This is a genomic window from Micromonospora sp. CNZ322, assembly GCF_007827755.1.
Genome location: NZ_VITD01000015.1, coordinates 100,466 through 118,721, shown reverse-complemented (window position 1 = coordinate 118,721; position 18,256 = coordinate 100,466). Strand labels below are relative to the sequence as shown.

General features: G+C 69.6%; 17 protein-coding genes, 1 tRNA gene and 1 pseudogene. 10 read left to right on the top strand and 9 right to left on the bottom strand.

Annotated elements, in window-relative coordinates; translation table 11 throughout:
* The coding region (locus tag FB453_RS34685; RefSeq protein WP_222431426.1) for a hypothetical protein at positions 1 to 900 on the bottom strand (900 nt) is incomplete at its 3' end.
* A 102-nt stretch (positions 901 to 1,002) separates the two neighbouring features.
* Here FB453_RS34685 and FB453_RS34680 point away from each other — a divergent pair.
* From FB453_RS34680 to FB453_RS35150, 6 genes and pseudogenes are all read left to right on the top strand, one after another.
* Positions 1,003 to 1,353, top strand: coding sequence for a hypothetical protein (locus tag FB453_RS34680; protein ID WP_222431425.1), 351 nt, complete (start codon positions 1,003 to 1,005; stop codon positions 1,351 to 1,353).
* A gap of 2 nt (positions 1,354 to 1,355) precedes the next feature.
* Positions 1,356 to 1,967: a tetratricopeptide repeat protein gene (locus tag FB453_RS27940; RefSeq protein WP_186718603.1), complete on the top strand. Its 612-nt coding sequence runs from the start codon at positions 1,356 to 1,358 to the stop codon at positions 1,965 to 1,967.
* An 8-nt stretch (positions 1,968 to 1,975) separates the two neighbouring features.
* A complete protein-coding gene (locus FB453_RS27935; protein ID WP_145795042.1) occupies positions 1,976 to 3,241 on the top strand; it encodes a glycosyltransferase in 1,266 nt (421 codons plus the stop codon).
* Between the two features lie 285 nt (positions 3,242 to 3,526).
* Positions 3,527 to 4,108, top strand: coding sequence for a hypothetical protein (locus FB453_RS27930; protein ID WP_145795040.1), 582 nt, complete (start codon positions 3,527 to 3,529; stop codon positions 4,106 to 4,108).
* 503 nt (positions 4,109 to 4,611) lie between these two features.
* A complete protein-coding gene (locus FB453_RS27925) occupies positions 4,612 to 5,907 on the top strand; it encodes an MFS transporter (RefSeq protein WP_145795038.1) in 1,296 nt (431 codons plus the stop codon).
* A 226-nt stretch (positions 5,908 to 6,133) separates the two neighbouring features.
* Positions 6,134 to 6,391: pseudogene (locus tag FB453_RS35150) on the top strand (tyrosine-type recombinase/integrase); the annotation flags it as partial.
* 350 nt (positions 6,392 to 6,741) lie between these two features.
* Here FB453_RS35150 and FB453_RS27915 read toward each other — a convergent pair.
* Positions 6,742 to 7,056 (bottom strand): YrhB domain-containing protein, encoded by a 315-nt coding sequence (locus FB453_RS27915; protein ID WP_145795036.1) that lies wholly within the window; start codon positions 7,054 to 7,056, stop codon positions 6,742 to 6,744.
* Positions 7,057 to 7,494: 438 nt separating this feature from the next.
* Here FB453_RS27915 and FB453_RS27910 point away from each other — a divergent pair, with 438 nt between their 5' ends.
* From FB453_RS27910 to FB453_RS27900, 3 genes are all read left to right on the top strand, one after another.
* Positions 7,495 to 8,088 carry a hypothetical protein gene (locus FB453_RS27910; protein WP_145795033.1) on the top strand — a complete coding sequence of 198 codons (594 nt, stop codon included), beginning with the start codon at positions 7,495 to 7,497 and terminating at the stop codon, positions 8,086 to 8,088.
* Positions 8,089 to 8,398: 310 nt separating this feature from the next.
* The gene (locus FB453_RS27905) at positions 8,399 to 8,983 is read left to right on the top strand and encodes a hypothetical protein (protein WP_145795031.1); all 585 of its coding nucleotides are present in this window, start codon (positions 8,399 to 8,401) and stop codon (positions 8,981 to 8,983) included.
* Positions 8,984 to 9,288: 305 nt separating this feature from the next.
* Positions 9,289 to 9,876 carry a site-specific integrase gene (locus FB453_RS27900; RefSeq protein WP_222431423.1) on the top strand — a complete coding sequence of 196 codons (588 nt, stop codon included), beginning with the start codon at positions 9,289 to 9,291 and terminating at the stop codon, positions 9,874 to 9,876.
* Between the two features lie 17 nt (positions 9,877 to 9,893).
* On the opposite strand, the gene FB453_RS27895 is transcribed toward FB453_RS27900, so the two are convergent.
* A tRNA-Thr gene (locus FB453_RS27895) sits at positions 9,894 to 9,967 on the bottom strand.
* Positions 9,968 to 10,111: 144 nt separating this feature from the next.
* On the opposite strand from FB453_RS27895, the gene FB453_RS27890 reads away from it, so the two are divergent.
* Positions 10,112 to 11,866, top strand: a complete 1,755-nt coding sequence (locus tag FB453_RS27890; protein WP_145795027.1) for a metallophosphoesterase family protein — start codon at positions 10,112 to 10,114, stop codon at positions 11,864 to 11,866.
* 163 nt (positions 11,867 to 12,029) lie between these two features.
* Here FB453_RS27890 and FB453_RS27885 read toward each other — a convergent pair whose 3' ends face one another.
* From FB453_RS27885 to tmk, 6 genes are all read right to left on the bottom strand, one after another.
* Complete coding sequence (locus tag FB453_RS27885) at positions 12,030 to 12,869, bottom strand: regulatory iron-sulfur-containing complex subunit RicT (RefSeq protein WP_145795025.1); 840 nt, start codon at positions 12,867 to 12,869, stop codon at positions 12,030 to 12,032.
* A gap of 343 nt (positions 12,870 to 13,212) precedes the next feature.
* Positions 13,213 to 13,893, bottom strand: coding sequence for a hypothetical protein (locus FB453_RS27880; protein ID WP_145795023.1), 681 nt, complete (start codon positions 13,891 to 13,893; stop codon positions 13,213 to 13,215).
* Positions 13,893 to 14,198 carry a type VII secretion target gene (locus tag FB453_RS27875; protein ID WP_112725261.1) on the bottom strand — a complete coding sequence of 102 codons (306 nt, stop codon included), beginning with the start codon at positions 14,196 to 14,198 and terminating at the stop codon, positions 13,893 to 13,895. The genes FB453_RS27880 and FB453_RS27875 overlap by 1 nt, the downstream gene beginning before the upstream one ends.
* Position 14,199: 1 nt before the next feature.
* Positions 14,200 to 14,529, bottom strand: a complete 330-nt coding sequence (locus tag FB453_RS27870; protein WP_007454690.1) for a YbaB/EbfC family nucleoid-associated protein — start codon at positions 14,527 to 14,529, stop codon at positions 14,200 to 14,202.
* A gap of 122 nt (positions 14,530 to 14,651) precedes the next feature.
* Positions 14,652 to 15,914: a DNA polymerase III subunit delta' gene (locus FB453_RS27865; RefSeq protein ID WP_145795021.1), complete on the bottom strand. Its 1,263-nt coding sequence runs from the start codon at positions 15,912 to 15,914 to the stop codon at positions 14,652 to 14,654.
* Positions 15,914 to 18,013, bottom strand: a complete 2,100-nt coding sequence (gene tmk, locus FB453_RS27860) for a dTMP kinase (RefSeq protein ID WP_112677647.1) — start codon at positions 18,011 to 18,013, stop codon at positions 15,914 to 15,916. Before tmk ends, FB453_RS27865 begins: the two co-directional genes overlap by 1 nt.
* Positions 18,014 to 18,256 lie beyond the last annotated feature (243 nt).

The window sequence follows — 18,256 nt, the reverse complement described above, 5'->3', positions numbered from 1 at the left end:
GGCGCCCAAGGCGCGCAGGGCGACGCGGGCGCCCAAGGCGCGCAGGGCGACGCGGGCGCCCAAGGCGCGCAGGGCGACGCGGGCGCCCAAGGCGCGCAGGGCGACGCGGGCGCCCAAGGCGCGACCGGCGCTCAGGGTCCGCAAGGCGACGCGGGCGCTCAAGGCTTCCAAGGCGCCACTGGCGCTCAGGGTCCACAGGGCGACGCGGGCGCACAAGGCGCCCCCGGTGTTCAGGGCCCGCAGGGCGATGCGGGCGCACAAGGTGCTCAAGGCTTCCAAGGCGCCACCGGCGCTCAGGGCGACGCGGGCCCCCAAGGCGCGACCGGCGCTCAGGGCGACGCGGGCCCCCAAGGCGCGACCGGCGCTCAAGGCCCGCAAGGCGACGCGGGCGCTCAAGGCGCTCAAGGCTTCCAAGGCGCCACCGGCGCTCAGGGCGACGTAGGCGCCCAAGGCGCGACCGGAGCCCAGGGCCCACAGGGCGACGCGGGCGCTCAAGGCTTCCAAGGCGCCACTGGCGCTCAGGGCCCGCAAGGCGACGCAGGCGCTCAAGGCGCCACCGGAGCCCAAGGCCCACAGGGCGACGCTGGCGCCCAAGGCGCCCAAGGCTTCCAAGGCGCCACCGGCGCTCAGGGCGACGCAGGCGCTCAGGGCGACGCAGGCGCTCAAGGCACCACCGGAGCCCAAGGCCCGCAAGGCGACGCAGGCGCTCAAGGCGCCCAAGGCTTCCAAGGCGCCACCGGCGCTCAGGGCGACGCAGGCGCTCAAGGCGCCACCGGAGCCCAAGGCCCACAGGGCGACGCTGGCGCCCAAGGCGCCCAAGGCTTCCAAGGCGCCACCGGCGCTCAGGGCCCGCAGGGCGATGCAGGCGCACAAGGCGCCACCGGCGCCCAAGGTTTCCAAGGCGCCCAAGGTGCGCAGGGGGCGCAGGGAGACACGGGGGCACAAGGATTTCAGGGCGTGCCAGGACCGCAGGGCGCCACGGGCGCCCAAGGTCCACAGGGCGTGGCGGGCAACGGAATCCAGGCCGCTTACATTCAGGGCCCGCTGACCGTGATTGCGGACACCCCTGTCGATTTCGGCTGCGAGCCCGGAGACATTGCTGTCGGAACCGGCTATCAGCTCTCGGGAGCAGGCGTCAACCCGGTGCTCATCCAGCCACTCACAACCAGCGGCTACCAGTTCACCTTCACCGGCGGGGGCGCCGATATCTGGGTCTCCTGCATTTCGCTCGCCACACCGCTGATGTTGGGGGCTCCGTCCAACACCTCGGGCCGGGCGACGTCCAGCAGTAACGAGGCCAACCGGCCGAACAGCGGATCGAACCGCCCCGTTGTCGTCGAGGAGGAGAAATGAGCATGCGTCAGATACTCGGGTCGCTCGCCTGCGGTGCGGTCCTGCTGACGGGAGTCTCGGCATGCAGCGACAAGCCTGCCGAGAAGCCACAGACGAACAACGCCGGCAACACCGACAAGACGAACGGCGGCACCGAAACGCCGGCTGATCTGCTGAAGCTCGGTCTCGAGCAGGGCCAGACCGGAAACTTCGACGCGGCGAAGGCCACCTTCGAGAAACTGCTGGACGCCGAGGCCGACAACAAGTTCGCCTGGTTCAACCTGGGCTACATCGCCCAGTCGCGCAACCAGGCCGACGAGGCGATCAGCAACTACGACAAGGCGCTGGAGGCCGACGCCAACTACAAGCCGGCTCTCTACAACAAGGCCATCGCCCTGGAAGGTAAGGCACCGACGACGGCGATAGACATCTATCGCAAGATCGTGTCGCTCGACAACAAGTCATCGACGGCCTACCTCCGACTGGGCATGATGCTGTCCCAGTCCGGTGAGGACGCGGCAGCGCGGGACGCGTTCAAGACGGCGATCCGCCTGGACAAGGGGCTCACCTCAGCCGTTCCTGCGAAGTACCGCCCGACCCCTACCGCTCGGTCCTCGACGCCGGCGGGTAGGTGATTGGCTCAATGCGCACACCTCGCGTAACGGTGTTCACGGGGAGCAACCGCACCCGCTTCATCGACGAATGCTTCGAATCGCTCGTCGCGCAGACCTTCGCCGACTGGGAATGGGTGGTCATCCTCAATCAGGGGTCGCGTTGGCGGCCCGAGAGGCACGACGATCGGATCCGGCTCATTGTCCAGGACAACCTGAACGGCGTCGGAGCCGTGAAGGGGTACGCCTGCGCCGAGGCCACCGGTGACATCCTGGTCGAGCTTGACGACGACGACCTACTCAGCAGCGACTGTCTGCAAGAGATCGTCGACGCCTTCGACTCCAACCCTGAGGTGGGGTTCGTCTACAGCGACACCGCGCAGATCCAGGAGGACGGCGGCCGTTCTGAGGACCGTTTCGCGAGTTCGTTCGGCTGGCGGCACTACGACGACAAGGTGGACGGCCGAGAAGTGCTGGTCTGCCGGGCACTGCCGCCGACGCCACACAATGTGAGCTACATCTGGTACGCGCCGAACCACGTACGGGCGTTCCGCCGGGACATCTACGAGAAGGTCGGCGGGTACGACGAGTCGCTCGACGTTGCAGACGACGCCGATCTCATGGCTCGCATGTACCAGGTGAGCGAGTTCCACCACATTCAGAAATGCCTTTACCTCCAACGCATGCACCCCAAGAACACGCAGCGCATTCCAGACGTCAACGCACGCATCCAGCAGCGCACGGTGGAGATCTACGACCGGAACATTCAACATAATGTGCTGGCCTGGTCGCGGCGGCAGGGGCTCCTGGCGCTCGACCTGGGCGCTGCGCACAACAAGCCGGAAGGGTATATCGGCCTGGATTACCACGACGGGTCGGGTGTGGACATCGTCTGCGACATCACGAAGGGTGTGGACCTGCCGGACAACAGCGTTGGGGCCATTCGGGCGGTGGACTTCCTGGAACATATCCCGGACAAGATCGCACTGTTCAACGAGCTGTACCGACTGCTCGCGCCGAACGGGATGCTGTTGTCGCTTACGCCCAGCACCGACGGTCGAGGCGCCTACCAGGATCCGACGCACGTGGCGTTCTACAACGAGAACTCGTTCTGGTACTTCACGGACGCCAAATACTCCCGGTTCGTACCTGAAATCACATGTCGATTTCAGGCGTCGCGGTTGGTCACGTACTTCCCGAGCGAATGGCACCAGGCGCACAACATCCCGTACGTCTCCGCGAATCTCATCGCGATCAAGGATGACGCCCAGCGCAACGGCGGCCTGCTGAACATATGACCCTCACGCGGCGGGCACTGACAGACGGCGCCCGCCGCGTCCGGTCACGTCGAAACTGATCGCTCGGCAACGTGGATCACGTTGCCCACCAGCGGTCCATAGGTCAACGGCATCAGTCGTTGACCTTGTAGTGGTACGTGCGCCCGGCGACCCCTGGGTGGATGGCCGGGCTGGGTCTCCACCGCGTGACCGTTCGTGGCCTTTGGTGATCGTCCCAGGCATCGGCTACTTGCACGTGGATGGCGCGGACCACGCGTTAGAGAGTCGAGGCCGTAAGCTATCGCAGTGCCCGAGCATGGCGTGATCGATCTCGACGAGCACAACCATGTGCCGGCCGAATCGGGTGCCACCACTACCCGTCCTCGTGCGGTTAAGAAGGCCCAACTGCGCCTCGTCGCCGCCTTCCTAGTCGGCTCGCTGCTGGGCGGGATCAGTGTCAACGAGTTGCGAGACCTTCGTGAGCAGCGGGAACGGATCGCGTCGGTCGCACTCGTCGTCGCACCGGGGGCGGCCCGTACCGACGGCGTCGTCACCGAGGGCGTCGCGGAATTGGACGGATCGGTGGAAGTGTCCAACTTTGGTCCTCTGCCGGTCACGATACGTGCGGTGCAAGCGCAGACATCTGGCGTCCTGATTCAGGACACCGGCCAGTCCCAGTCGCTGCGCCCCGGCAGCATCCGCTGGCTCGACGTCAAGCTGCGGATTCAGTGCCCGCTCGAAGTCCGGGACGAGCCGTTGTCGATGCGCATCTCAGTAGAGACCGCCGATAGGCAAATCAGAGAGTTCCGCTACCCGGTGGCCCTGCACCGAAGCGGCTGGCACAGCCAGGCTGGGTTCCTGTGCTTGCAAGCAGGTCTAGACCAGTGAGATGTGACAACGGGGGCCAAGGGGCTTGAGGGAATCCCCGGGTCACTGCGCGGGATGTGGACTGTTCGCGGACTGGCACGTCCGGCGGCGCTGTGGTGGACCTTGAGAAACGGCAGAAGCCCAGGTCAATGACCTGGGCTTCTGTACCGGGCCGCCTGACGGAATCGAACCGTCGACCTACGCATTACGAGATCAAGATGCCCGCCCCGTCGACCTGGTCAACCAAGGGTCTAGCAGCGGGGATGCCTCTCGACATCTCTCACCGCTCCCCCGCCGTCTGCAGACCTCTTGCGGACTAGATGCGGACCGCTCAGGGTCAGGAGGCTGCCAGGTGTCTAGTGGCGGTGGTGCTGGCTGCGCATTTGCGCGGTCACTTCTGCTGTCGAAAGAATCGCTCGACCGGACGGCACGGTAAGCCGATCATTACGCCTGTCCCTTCCACCACCCGTGCGTCGATCACCGCTTACTTGGACCTTCGTTGTCCTGTTCCCGATGGAGGACTGATGCTGGCTCCGCTTCGGTATGGCGCGTTCCGCTACCTCGCTGCTGGCCGGCTGGTCAACATGCTGGGCAACGGTGTCGCGCCCATCGCGCTGGCCTTCGCCGTCCTCGATCTGACCGGCTCGGTGCGCGACCTGGGCCTGGTGGTCGGCGCGAGATCGCTGATGACCGTGCTGTTCGTACTCTTCGGCGGGGTGGTGGCCGACCGGATTCCGCGCCGGCTGGTCCTGGTCGGCTCCAATATGCTGGCTGCGCTGACCCAGGCGGCGGTGGCCGCCCTGGTGCTCACCGGCACGGCGACGATCCCGCTGCTGCTGGCGCTCGGTGCAGCCAACGGCATCGTGAGCGCCCTGGCCCAGCCAGCCTCGGCCGCCGCGACGCCGCAGACCGTGCCGCCGGAGCTGATCCAGCCGGCCAACGCGCTCATCCGGCTCGGCATCAACGCGGGCATGATCGGCGGGGCCGCGCTCGGTGGCCTCCTGGTGGCAGCCGTCGGGCCCGGCTGGGGCCTCGCCGTCGACGCGCTCACCTTCGCCCTCGCGGCTGTCGCGTTCACCGGAGTCCGGGTCGCTGCCTCGCCGGTGAAGAGCACCCGCACGAGCATCGTCGCCGACCTCCGCGAAGGCTGGACCGAGTTCACCGCGCGGACCTGGGTCTGGGTGGTGGTGCTCGGCTTCATGATCCTCAACGCGGCCCTCGCTGGCGGCGTGAACGTGCTCGGCCCGGCCGTCGCGGACGAGACGATCGGCCGTAGCGCCTGGGGCGTGGTGTTGGCGGCGGAAACCGCCGGAATGGTCGTCGGCGGCTTGATCGCCCTGCGGATCCGGGTGCGCCGGCTACTGCTGCTCGGGGTGGCCTGCATGTTCGCCGAGTCGTTCCTGCTGTTGGGGCTGGCCCTGGCGCCCACCATCGTCGTACTCCTTGCGGCCGGACTGGCGGTCGGCATCGCCGTCGAACAGTTCGCCGTCGCCTGGGACACGTCAATCGCGCAACACATCCCGGCCGACCGACTGGCCCGCGTCTACTCCTACGACATGTTGGGGTCCTGGGTGGCCATCCCACTCGGACAGGTGGCGGTCGGACCGGTCGCCGCGGCCATCGGCACCCGCGACACGCTGCTGATCCTCGCCACGTTGGTGGTGCTCGCCGTCCTCGGCATGCTGGCCAGCCGGGACGTCCGCCAGCTACAGGCGGTAGCTCCCGCCCGCGCTGCCAACAGAGCGCAGACCCCGTCACCCGACGGTGGACCGGATGACGACCCTGCCACCACGCCCGCCGAATCAGCAGCCCGCGCCTGACCCAGCAGCAAGACTTCCTCGGGGCCAGCCGCACCGTCAGTTTGGAAGAGCGTTCTCAAACGGACGTGATGCCCGAAACGCCTGCGGGCGGCGGCCGGCCCGGATGCGTCTCGTGCCCGCTCGTGCCCGCTGCGCGCCACGGTTACTGGCCCACGGATGGCCCATGCCGGTCTGACTCCGCACGACCTACGGCACACGGCACACGGCACACGGCACACGGCACACGGCACACGGCACACGGCACACGGCGGCGAGTCTGGCCGTGGCGGCGGGTGCGAACGTCAAGGCGGTTCAGCGGATGCTCGGACACGCTTCGGCGTCGATGACGTTGGACGTGTACGCGGGCCTGTTCGGTGACGACCTGGACGCGGTCGCCAACCGGCTGGACGAGGCGGTCGCGGCGCGGGATGCGGACTATTTGCGGACTGGCACGGGCGGTGGCGGTGTCGTCGACCTCGGGAAACGGCGAAGCCCAGGCCGATGACCTGGGCTTCTGTACCGAGCCGCCTGACGGAATCGAACCGTCGACCTACGCATTACGAGATCAAGTTGCCCACCTCGGTCTACCTGCCCTAACCCCGCCGGGCCTGCGGAAATCCCTCTCGGCATTTCTCAGTGTCGGTGGTCGCGATCCGGCCTCTTGAGGACTAAATGAGGACTGATGCAGTGCGCTGCCGCCATCTGATCCGTAGATTCCCAAGACCAAGTCTGGGCCGTTCTGGACGGTTCGCCTCGCCTTGGTCGTCGCACTCCTGGCAAGGCCACCGGTTCGACGCCGTTCTATCCGGTCCGCCCCGGTGGCTCCCACGCTTGGCTCCCGAAGCTCGCACGGGCCTACGGCTGCACAGTCGTGCAGAGTTCGCACGTGTGTCGGCCGCTGACGTACTCGGCGACGTAGTAGTCGATCTGCTGAGCCGTACCTGTCTGGTGGCGCTGCCCCGTTTGCCGATCCACAAGAATCGGCGCGTTGCCGACCAAGGAGTCGAGGAAGGAGCCTGTCTCGATGTATCGCACCGACTGGTAGTACACGACCCAGCAGGCCTGGCGCTCCTCCACGTTCATGATCGCGAGCGGCGGCATACCGCGCAGCGAGGACATCTCCTGCAGCACAGCTTCGGCCGTCCTTCTTGCCTCCTGCTCCGTGATCACCGGCACATCATGCCCTCAAGACCTCCGGGCGACCAGTGCCTCGCAAAGATCAGGACTGCTGTCGGCCGGCGTCGGCCATCGCCGCTGACCTGCTCGCCGTGTCGCCCACCGTCGACCCGGGACCGTGTCTGTCGGCTGGCTTGGCTGTACGGATGGCTGTACAACCACCTCCTGATCCGTAGCCTCGGCGGGGTCGTCCGGAACGGTCCGCATTCGGTGTCCGCCTTTGGTGATACGCCTGCCCATGTCCACGCTCATCCTGCGCAATCCGACCACGTTGCTGTCAACCAGTGCTGTCGTGGGCGGTGCATGGCGTTCACCGTCTTTGGTGCACCTAGGACTCACGCTGTCCACAAAGCCGGCACCTGGGCTCCAGTTCGTTCGAGGTGGCCAGCCGGAGGGACCGTGGGCGTGACTGCCTGCGTCTACGCTCCTGCCATGCTGTTGTCCGCCGCCCGCCGCGCTGGACGTCGGGTCAAGATTCTTGTCACCGCCGCTTGTGTCCTGCTCTTGCTTTCCACCACGTACCTCACGGTGACTCTGCGATATGAGCTTGCCGCGGGAAACCATGGGTCGAGCCAGGGGTCCTTCTCGGATTCCTTTTCCGGCAACGTCAGAGAAGTCCGCTACCTGGCTCCGCCCGGCGGGGCTATCGAATACGGTTTCAGCATAGCCAACAAAGGACCGTTAACCGTCCGGTTGGAAGAAATCATGAAGAGCGACGGAGTGGACTTCACCATTGAGCGGGTCAGCATGGAGCGAGACATCGTCCGCAAAGGCGTAGTACACGATGCCGTTCCGTTCCAGCCGGTCGACCTACGCCCAGACGAGCAGGTGTTCCTGTGGGTGACACTGCGGTTTGCCGACGAGGTGCCGCCACGGGGCAGCGAATGCAGCTCGGTTTGGTTCGAGACTCAGGTGGTTCGTTTCACCGTGCTCGGCATGCCGCGCGAACAACGAGTGCCGTTGTGGACCGTCATTCGCCTCACAAAACCCGACCCCGACGGTCGGCCATGCGCCGTCTACCAGTAGACCCCTAGACCGGTTGAAGGAACATCACGGCCGACGAGCCCTTGGTGGGTCACGTTGATGCAGAGCGAGGTGACCCTTAGTGCCCCGTGGTGACCGCCCGGCGCGTCCGCTATTGGGACGTGGACGGCACGCGACCAAGGGATTATGAGATCAAGATGGGTGACCCGGCGACCTGGGCAACCAGGCCCCTACCAGCGGAAACACCTCTCGACATCTCTCACCACTCCCCCGCTGTCCGTCGACCTCTTGCGGACCAGATGCGGACCGACGAGGGGTAGGGCGACAGAGGTCCTGTCTCTAAGCTGGCAGGATGGCTGAGCGTGGAATCGTCGACCTAGATCAGCGAGACGGTGGCCCCGGGGAATCGGACGAAAACTGGCCTGGCCGGGACCGGTTTGGGCGACGGTTAGCGATGTACCTCCTCGGTAGCGTCGCCCTCGGTATAGCGATCGGCGGCGTAGGCGGTGCCAACATCCAGGACCGTCGCGAACATCGGGCAGAGTCCGGCACGGTAGCGGTGGTGGCCGTCGCCGGTCCTACCAGCAGTAGCGGCGAGAACCGCAACGGGACCGCGCGTCTCGACGCCCAGCTCACGGTAATCAACACTGGCCCCGCCCCAGTCACGGTTCGTCTCGTCGGAGCGCAGGAGACCGGCGTGCTGGTGCGTGACCTCGGCCAGTCACTGTCATTGGACCCGGGTGGCACGGGTGGGCTTGACGTCCAGTTAGCGGCTGAGTGCCGCTTCGCCAGCCCGAATCCCCTGCCAATGCGCTTGTCCGTCAAGACCGCAGACCAGCGCACCCACGAGGTCAGCTACACCGTCGCAGTTGAAAAAAGCGCCTGGCATTACCGCGTCGATGCGCTCTGCAACGGCTCGCCAACTTGGACCAAGTGATAGACGGTGCGTCCAGGCCATTGAAGCGGATCTCCTCGTCGGGCAGTCGTAGACCGTCCAGCCTCCCCGGGCGGGGCCAAGGTGGAGCGCCCTACCGGACGAACGACCTTGGCCCCGCCCGGGGAGGCTGGTAGCCCTTGTGGTGCCCGATGAGGTGATCTGCGGCGGCATCTCTGAGGAGGGTCGGGGTTCGGGGCAGAGCCCCGAGTTCTTCGGGTCCTGGCAGTCCGTCAATCTGGCCGGCCGGCCCGGCCGATGCCGGCCGGAGGTCGCCAGCAGGCCGGGGCCGTCGGTATGGCCTGCTGGTGCGGTTCCTTGCCTACACCGGGCTGCGGTGGGGCGAGGCGTCGGCGCTGCGGGTGTCGCGGCTGGATCTGCTGCGGCGGCGGGTGACCGTGGCAGTGGCCTTCGCGGAGGTCGGCGGGGAGCTGGTGGAGGGCACGCCGAAGAATCATCAGCGTCGGTCGGTGCCGATTCCGCGGTTCCTCGTCGACGAGCTGGCCGCGCACGTCCCCGGGAAGCGCCGGGACGGCCTGGTGTTCACCGCCCCGAACGGCGGTCAGCTGCGCAACACCAACTTCCGATCCCGGGTCTTCGCGCCGGCTGCGGCATCGGTCGGGCTGGCGGGCCTGACTCCGCACGACCTGCGCCACACGGCGGCGAGTTTGGCCGTGGCGGCGGGCGCCAACGTCAAGGCGGTGCAGCGGATGCTCGGGCACGCCTCGGCGTCGATGACGCTGGACGTGTACGCGGGCCTCTTCGGTGACGACCTGGACGCGGTCGCCAACCGCCTGGACGAAGCGTTCGCGGCACGGGACAAGGACTATCTAAGGACCGGCACCACGGACGGCGGCGTGATCGACCTCGGAAAACGGCGAAGCCCAGGTCGTTGACCTGGGCTTCTGTACCGAGCCGCCTGACGGAATCGAACCGTCGACCTACGCATTACGAGTGCGTCGCTCTAGCCGACTGAGCTAAGGCGGCAACGATCAGCAAGTGTACGGCACCCCGGCGGCACCGACCGAACGGGATACCCTCGCCGCGCCGGCCAGCACCAACCGGACATCGGCCGCCATCTGGACGCTTACCGGACAGCGGATGATCGGGTCCGGGACTACGCTGCGGCGGGTGAGCGACGAACGCGACCACCCCGAACGTCAGGACGAGACGACCGAACGTCCTGACCGCGCGCCGGCCGGTGAACGCGCCGCCCAACGGCCGCGCAGCACCGACCCGCTGGAGTTGGGCTTCACGCCGCGCAAGCCGGTGCCGTGGCTGGCGCCGTTCCTGTTGATCAGCACCGGCATCCGGACGCTGCTGGCGGTGCTCTTCGGGGCGTACCTCGACAAGCGCGAGTTGCAGAACGCGTTCGGCGACGGCGTCTTCCGCCAGGTCGGGCCGGACGGCGGGCTGTGGCTCGACTACGTGGCCGACCTCGGTGACGGCTTCAACGCCACCTACTCGGTGGCGTACCTGCTGGCGCAACCCGAGCTGACCGTCGACGGGCACCGCCTGCCCCGGGCGCAGACCCTGGTGATGGGCGGCGACCAGGTGTACCCGTCGGCGGCCTACGCCGCGTACGAGGACCGCTGCAAGGGCCCTTACCAGGCTGCCCTGCCGGTGGCGCCGGCCGAGAAGCCGACGCTCTTCGCGGTGCCGGGCAACCACGACTGGTACGACGGCCTCACCGCGTTCCTGCGGTTGTTCGTCCGCTCCCGGGACCGCAACTTCGCGGGCTGGGGCACCGGGCAGTCCCGGTCGTACTTCGCTGTGGAGTTGCCGTCCGGCTGGTGGTTGCTCGGCGTGGACGACCAGTCCGGCTCGTACCTTGACGACCCGCAGCTGGCCTACTTCGACGAGGTGGCCCAGCGGCTCGGGCCGGAGTCCAAGGTGATCATCGCGGCGCCGGCGCCGACCTGGGTCAAGGCCGCCGACAACCCCACGGCGTACGACTCGATCGACTACTTCATCCGCACGATCATCGACCCGACCGGGGCGCGGGTGCGGCTGTTGCTCTCGGGCGACCTGCACCACTACGCCCGCTACTCCGGGCCGGACCGGGAGCTAATCACCTGCGGTGGTGGCGGCGCGTACCTCTACCCCACGCACAAGCTGCCGGAGCGCATCGAGGTGCCACCGCGGGACACGCTGACCCGCAAGGCCAGCTCCGCCCAGCCGTACGACCTGGCGGCCCGTTACCCGGACGCCGCGCGGTCGCGCCGCTACGGCTGGGGCATCTTCCCCCGGTTGCCGTTGCGCAATCCCGGCTTCACCACGTTGCTCGGCACCCTGCACACCCTGCTGATGCTGGCCATGGCCGGCGCGACGGCGAACTGGGCCGACAGCACCAACCAGCGGCTGTTCAGCGTCCCGCTGGTGGTGATGGTGCTCGTGACGGTGATCGCGGCAGCGCTGTTCGCCAAGCCGCCGAGCGCGAGCGGCAAACGCCACGCGCGGCACTGGATCCTCGGCGTCGGCCACGGCGTGGCGCAGGTCGCCCTGGGGGCTGCCGGCACCTGGGTCTGGTTGGCGCTGCCGTTCTACGACTGGCCGTGGCCGCTGCCGGCGGTCGCCGCCGCGGTGCTCTACGGCCCGGTGATCGGGCTGGTCGCCAGCCAGCTGGTCGCGGCGTACCTGCTGGTGGCCGGCTCTTTCGGAGTGAACGTCAATGAACTCTTCGCCGGCCAGGGCATCGAGGACTCCAAGTCGTTCCTGCGCTTGCGCATCGACCCGGACGGCACGCTGACCATCTACCCCGTGGGGGTGGACCGGGTCGCCCGCGACTGGCAGGTGAACCCCGACCAGTCCCCCACCCAGAGTTGGCTGATCCCCAAGTCCCCCCTAACCCCCCACCTAACCGAACCCCCCACAGTCCTGCACTAACCCACCCCCACCCACCCCACCCCGCCCCACCAACGCTCCGGTGATCATGAAGTTATTGCCCCGACACGCCGCCCGCGGTGGCAGTAACTTCATGATCAACGCGGGAGGGGGTGGGACGGACGCCCGGGGGCGGGGTGGGAGGGGGCCCGGGACGGGCGCGGGGTTAGGGGGTGTAGTGCTGGTCGTGGGCTTGGCGGGAACCGCAGACGTCGGCGCGGGAGCACATTGAGCGGGAGCCGTCCGCGTCCAGGCGTACGGTCACCGCGTCTCTCGGGACGCTGTGGCCGACGACCCGGCCGTCACCCTCGGGGGTGGAGACCCGGCTGCCGACCGCCGGGGCGGTCTCCTGAAAGCGCTGGTACAGCGGGTGCTCGTACTTCAGGCAGCACATCAGCCGACCGCACGCGCCGGAGATGCGCAACGGGTTGAGCGGTAGGTCCTGGTCCTTCGCCATCCGGATGGTCACCGGCTCGAAGTCGGTGAGGAACGTGGCGCAGCACAGGTCCCGACCGCAGGAGCCGATGCCGCCCTGCACCCGCGCGGAGTCGCGTGCGGAGAGCTGACGCAGCTCCACCCGACAGTGCAGGGTCGCGCCCAGGTCGCGGACCAGGGACCGGAAGTCCACCCGGTGCGGGGCGGTGAAGTACACGGTGCTGCGCTCACCGCCGCTCTCGGCGGAGCCGAGCACATGGTCGACCGCCACCACCTTCATCGGCAGGCCGTGCGAGCGGATCAGCCGCTTCGCGGCCACCTTCGCCTCGGCCTTGCGCCGACGCAACGCCTCGTCCCGGCGGAGGTCGTCGTCGCCGGCCAGCCCGACCAGGCGGGGAAAGCCGTCGGTTTCCTCGGTCACCCACTGCGCGGCCCACACGCACTCCGCCACCTCGGGCCCGTCATCGGTGGGCACCAGCACCCGGTCGCCCACCTGCGGACGCAACTCGCCCGGGTCGAGGTAGTAGAGCCGCCCGTACCGGTTGAAGCTGACCGCGCAGAGCATGCCCATCCCCCCACCCTACGACGGGTCACGGCGCAAGGCGCACCGGCCGGCTACGCCCCGCTCGCATTCATGACGGTCGACTTGACCTATTGCCGGGCGTCCCGTCGTGCCGTTGCTGCTCGCCCGGACGGTTGAATCCGGGGCCGGGCAGGAGACAAGACGTGCCTCGGCGGCGTTGAGTGGAGGCAGACCTGCGGGGGGTGCAGGGGGAAGACCACGGCGTCGCCGTGGGCGTCGGCTTCAGGTCGGGCGCCCGCGAGCGACGCCGTGGCCTGTCCGAGGCGACGCGGCCACAGCCAGAGGACCGAGGTCCGGTGCAACACCGCCACGGCCGGAGGGCCGGGCTCGGTTACCAGCCGACCCGGGTGGGCTGGTCGTAGCGGGGTCGTCCGTCCGTTGGCAGGCGCCACGCGGTCTCGGCGAGGCTCGGCGCCCACTGACGCAGCAGCGTCTCCGCACCGTCGTACGCGACGCAGAGCACCGCCAGCACCCGTGCGGCGATCTCGGCGGCGTCGGCCACACCGGGCCCGACCGGCCCGGGGCGCGTCGACGCACCGGTGGCGGTGGCGGCGACCACGGCGACGGCTTCGGCCGAGCGGAGCACGTCGGCCAGGGTGCGGGCCAGCGCGAGACGGCTGCCCTCCACCCAGTCGGCGAGGGCGTCGGCGTAACCGGCTGTGGATTCGAGTCGCCCGACCAGGCTGTCCGGCCCCTCGTCGAGGTGACGCAGCAGCGCCGCCCGCTGTTGCCCGTACGCCGTGGCGGCCGGACCGGACCAGAGCACCGAGTCGGCGAGCGCGGCTGAGACGTCGTCGTACCCCCGGACGAGCCGGCGCACCGCGTGGCCGGCGCTGGCGAGCGGCACCGGGTGCAGGTCGAGGAAGCCGCGGACCGCGTCGCCCGGCAGCACCTGCATGCGGCGCAGCAGCGGCCAGACCCGGTGCCCCTCGGGGACGCCGGCCGCGATCAGCCTGTCCACCCGGCGGAGCAGGTCGAGGCCGGGCTCGGCGAGCCGGTCCAGCGCATCCATCACGGTTCCCCGGTGAGCCGGCGGCGGGCCGCCCGGTCGACCTCGGCGTAGCGGTCGGCGGCCTCCCGCACGGCCGCCGCGGCGGCGGCCAGTCGACCGGCCGCGGCGCGGGCCTCCCGGGCCCGGTCGTCGGTGGCGGTGGTCCACTGCCTGTGCAGCGCCCGACCGATCTCGCCCGGGCGGCCCGGTGCGTCGGCGCCGAACGCGGCCTGGGCCGGATCGCTGGCGGTGACGGTGTGCGAAACGACTGTGAGCGTGGCGCTCGCCTCGTCCAGTCGGGCGGAGAGCGCGCGCAGTGTGTCCATCTCAGGCCCCCGCGAGCGGTCGGTAGGCGGCGAACGTCTCGTTGTGCAGCTTTTCCCGGGCCCATTCGGCGGCGTCGGCGGCCGCGGTGACCGCGGCCTGCACGGAACCGGCCACGTCGCGCGGGCTGCGGGTGTGCAGCGGCCCGAGGAACCGGACGTCGGTGATCCGTCCACCGGCGGTGACCACCACCTCGACCAGGCCGTCCGGCGAGCGGACGGTCACCTCGACGGTCGACACCGCCTGGTCGAACTCGGCCTGGAGGGACTCGATCCGGCGGTAGCGTCGCACCGCCTCCTCGATCCAGGCTTCGTCGATCTCCCCCCGCGGCATCGGCCGACTCCTCCCGGGTGATCCATCACTCAGTGTGGTGCCACCGTCACCACGGCACAGGGACCGTACCGCACCGCAATCGGGCCTGTCGATGCCTGTGGACAACGGCCGGGAGGTGCGGGTCAGCCCTTCCAGAGGGCGAGCATCATCGCCTCGACCGCGATCCGTGGCTTGACGTTCGCCTCGATCGCCGCACGGCAGGCGAGCACGGCCTCCAACCGGCGCAGCGACCCCTCGGCGTCCCATTTCTGCGCGCCGGCGCCGGCCAGCGCGGCCGTGTCGGTGTGCACCGGGGCGACGGGTGCGCTCAGCGCCATGGTGAGCGCGTCCCGGTAGAAGCCCGCCAGGTCGACGAGCGCCCGGTCCAGTGCGTCCCGCTGGGCCCGGGTGGCCCGGGACTTCTGCCGCTTCTCCAACTCCTTGAGCTGCCCGGCGGCGCCTCGCATGGCGCCGGCCGCGCCCCGGCCGGTGCCGCCCGCGCCGAGCGCCGTCTCCAGTGCCGCCCGCTCGGTCGTGTCGGCCTCGCTGACCGACGCCTCAGCTTCCGCCTCGGCCGCCTCGATCAGCGCCGACGCCGCGTCGAACGCCGCGCCCACACCGGTCAACCGGCGGGGCACCGCGAGCACCGCCTCGCGTCGTTTGCGGGCCTCCGGGTCGCGGGCCAGCCGGCGGGCCCGACCCACGTGGCCCTGCGCGGCCGCCGCCGCCCACTGCGCCACGTCGGGCGCGATGCCGTCCCGACGAACCAGCACCTCGGCCACCGCGTCGGCCGGCGGCTGCCGCAGGGGTACGACCCGACAGCGCGACCGGATGGTCACCGAGATGTCGTCCGGGTGGGTGGACGGGGCGCAGAGCAGGAAGACCGTCCTCGGTGGGGGTTCCTCGATCGCCTTGAGCAGCGCATTGCCGGCGGCCTCGGTGAGCCGGTCGGCGTCCTCGATGACCACCACCTGCCAGCGCCCGCCGGACGGGGTGCTGGCCGCGCGGAGCACCAGGGCGCGCATCTCGCCGACGCCGATGGAGAGTCCTTCCGGCACCACCATCCGCACGTCGGCGTGGGTGCCGCCCATGGTGGTGTGGCAGCCGGGGCACTCGCCGCAGCCGGTCCCGTGCACGCACTCCAGTGCGGCGGCGAACGCCCGTGCGGCGACCGAGCGGCCGGAGCCGGGTGGGCCGGTGAAGATCCACGCGTGCGTCATCCCGGCGGACGGATCCACCCCGCCGGTCGCGGCGTCGTCGGCAGCGGACTCGTTACCGCTGGCCGGGCCGGCGGTGACCAACGCGGCCACGCCAGCACGCAGCACGGCGGCTGCCGCGGCTGCGGCGCGCCGCAGCTCGACCACCGCCTCGTCCTGACCGACCAGGTCGGCGAAGACGTCCGGCATCAGGTCTTGTGCTCCATCGTCACCAGCTCCGCGTCGGATAACTCAGGCTGCACCGAGGTGTCCGGGCCCTGCGCCGGCCGCGGGTGCACGATGCCGCCCGGCTTGCCGAGCATCTCCTCGACCCGCCGGACCACCAGCCCGGTGATCTCGTCGGCCGGCCGGGACGCGTCCAGCACCAGGTAGCGCTTCGGGTCGGCGGCGGCGAGGTCGAGGAACGCGTACCGGACACGCTCGTGGAAGGCGACCGACTCGGCCTCCAGCCGGTCGGTGCCGGTGTTGCGCGAGGCCACCCGGGACAGACCGGTGCGCGGTTCGACGTCCAGCAGCACCACCAGGTCGGGCTTGAGCCCACCGGTGGCCCAGGAGGAGAGCCAGGAGACCTCGTCGACGGGCAGTGTCCGGCCGGCGCCCTGGTACGCCAGGGACGAGTCGACGTACCTGTCGCTGATCACCACGCCGCCCCGGACCAGCGCGGGCCGGACGACGGTGGCCACGTGGTGCGCCCGGTCGGCGGCGTAGAGCAGCGCCTCGGCCCGGGGGGAGGGCGCGTCGTCGCCGGAGGTGTCCAGCACCAGCGACCGGATTCGCCGGCCGACACCGGTGGCCCCCGGCTCGCGGGTGACCACTACCTCTCGGCCGTGACCGCGCAGCCGCTCGGAGAGCGCGGTGAGCTGGGTGGACTTCCCCGCGCCCTCGCCGCCCTCGAAGACCACGAAGAGCCCGGCGGAGACGAACGGCTCGGCGGGCATCAGCGGACGGCCCCGGATGGAGCCCCACAGGTCGGCGAGAACCGGGACGCCCTTCTTGTCGTCCATCTGGCCGAACGCGCTGATCCCGGCGAAGATGCCGGCGGCACCGGCGGCGAGCAGCAGCAGTCGGGTGGAGGAGACGGAGATGCCGAGGTCGGCGATCTCCAGCTTGCGCGAGCCACCGACACCGACCAACACGCTGCTCAGCCCGATGGCCAGGATCAGCACCAGCCGGGTGCCGATCTGCACCACAGCGAAGACCCGGCCCCGCACCTCGTCGGCCACCTCGCCGCCCAGCAGCGTGGTGCCGGCCAGGAAGGCCATCCCGGCACCGGCGCCGACCAGCACCGCGCCGACGATCGCCATGGACAGGTGGATGGCGAAGGCGAGGGTCATCACCGCAGCGCTGGCCAGCACGATGCTCATGCCGAACCAGCGACGCCGGGACATCTCCTTGACGACCATCGGGCCGAGCCCGATGCCGAGCGCCAGGCCGACGAAGATGGCACCGAAGAGCAGTGAGAACGCCGCGTCGCCGGCGCCCAGCGAGTTGGCGAAGAACTTGGCGGTGCCGACCACGATGCCGCCGCCGGCGAACGCGCCGAAGATGCCCAGCACCAGGCCGCGGACGAGCGGGGTCTGACCGATGTACTTCCAGCCCTCGGAGAACTGCCGGAACATGCTCTGCTCGGCACGCTCCGCCTCGCCGCGCTGCGCCTCGCTGATCTCCTTGATCCCGAACGCCACCACCAGTGCGGTGGCGAGCCGGGAGAAGGAGTTGAACCAGAGCGCGAGCTGGGCCGGCTCGGCCCAGGAGGGTAGGTCGCCGCCCACAGCGCCTCTGACACCGCGGTCGAGCACGGCGAGACCGATGGCCGCGGCCACCGGGGTGAGGCCGTACGTGGTGATCAGGGTGAGCTGATTGGCCGCTTCCAGCCGGGCCCGCGGGATCAGGTTCGGGACCGCGGCCTCCTTGGCCGGGATCCAGAGCAGGGTGAGCGACTCGATCAGGAAGGTGGCGATCAGCGCCCAGCCGACCACCAGGCCGCCCGCGGCGCCGCTGAGGGCGTAGAGCGGAATGGAGGCGAAGAGCACGAAGCGCAGCAGGTCGCAGATGACCATCGTCCAGCGCCGGTCGAACCGGTCGGCGAAGACGCCGGCCACCGGGCCGAGCACCAGCGCGGGCAGCAACCGGATCGCGGTGACCCCGCCGAACGCGGCGCCCTGGGCGGTGCTGCCCTGCACCTGCGAGGCGGCGAAGAGGGCGGTGGCCAGCAGGCCGAGCCAGTCACCGAAGGAGGCGGCGCCGAGCACGATCCACAGCCGGCGGAACGGCCGGATGCGCAGCACGGACCGGATCGCGGCATAACCGGACGGATCAACCTGACCGCCGTTGGGCTGCTTGGCGGCGTTGTCCGACTGGTCACCCGAGCGCGACACGCCGGGCGACTCGCCGCTGTTCTGGCTTTCGATGGCCGTACCTCCACGTGCCGGCCCATCGCTGGGCACCTCCGGTGCAACACTCTAGACCCGGTGGGGGCCACCCCCCGGGCGACATTCTCCTGCTCGCTGAGCCTAGGCCGCCGGACGTAC

What these genes read in the sequence shown, in the direction of transcription:
- FB453_RS27935 (WP_145795042.1), top strand. Translation starts at nt 1,976, where the DNA reads ATGCGCACACCTCGCGTAACGGTGTTCACGGGGAGCAACCGCACCCGC.
- FB453_RS27875 (WP_112725261.1), bottom strand. Translation starts at nt 14,198, where the DNA reads ATGGACACACTGCGCGCGCTCTCCGCCCGACTGGACGAGGCGAGCGCC.
- FB453_RS27865 (WP_145795021.1), bottom strand. Translation starts at nt 15,914, where the DNA reads ATGCCGGACGTCTTCGCCGACCTGGTCGGTCAGGACGAGGCGGTGGTC.
- FB453_RS27870 (WP_007454690.1), bottom strand. Translation starts at nt 14,529, where the DNA reads ATGCCGCGGGGGGAGATCGACGAAGCCTGGATCGAGGAGGCGGTGCGA.
- FB453_RS27910 (WP_145795033.1), top strand. Translation starts at nt 7,495, where the DNA reads ATGCTGTTGTCCGCCGCCCGCCGCGCTGGACGTCGGGTCAAGATTCTT.
- FB453_RS27905 (WP_145795031.1), top strand. Translation starts at nt 8,399, where the DNA reads ATGGCTGAGCGTGGAATCGTCGACCTAGATCAGCGAGACGGTGGCCCC.
- FB453_RS27925 (WP_145795038.1), top strand. Translation starts at nt 4,612, where the DNA reads ATGCTGGCTCCGCTTCGGTATGGCGCGTTCCGCTACCTCGCTGCTGGC.
- FB453_RS27885 (WP_145795025.1), bottom strand. Translation starts at nt 12,869, where the DNA reads ATGGGCATGCTCTGCGCGGTCAGCTTCAACCGGTACGGGCGGCTCTAC.
- FB453_RS27880 (WP_145795023.1), bottom strand. Translation starts at nt 13,893, where the DNA reads ATGGATGCGCTGGACCGGCTCGCCGAGCCCGGCCTCGACCTGCTCCGC.
- FB453_RS27940 (WP_186718603.1), top strand. Translation starts at nt 1,356, where the DNA reads ATGCGTCAGATACTCGGGTCGCTCGCCTGCGGTGCGGTCCTGCTGACG.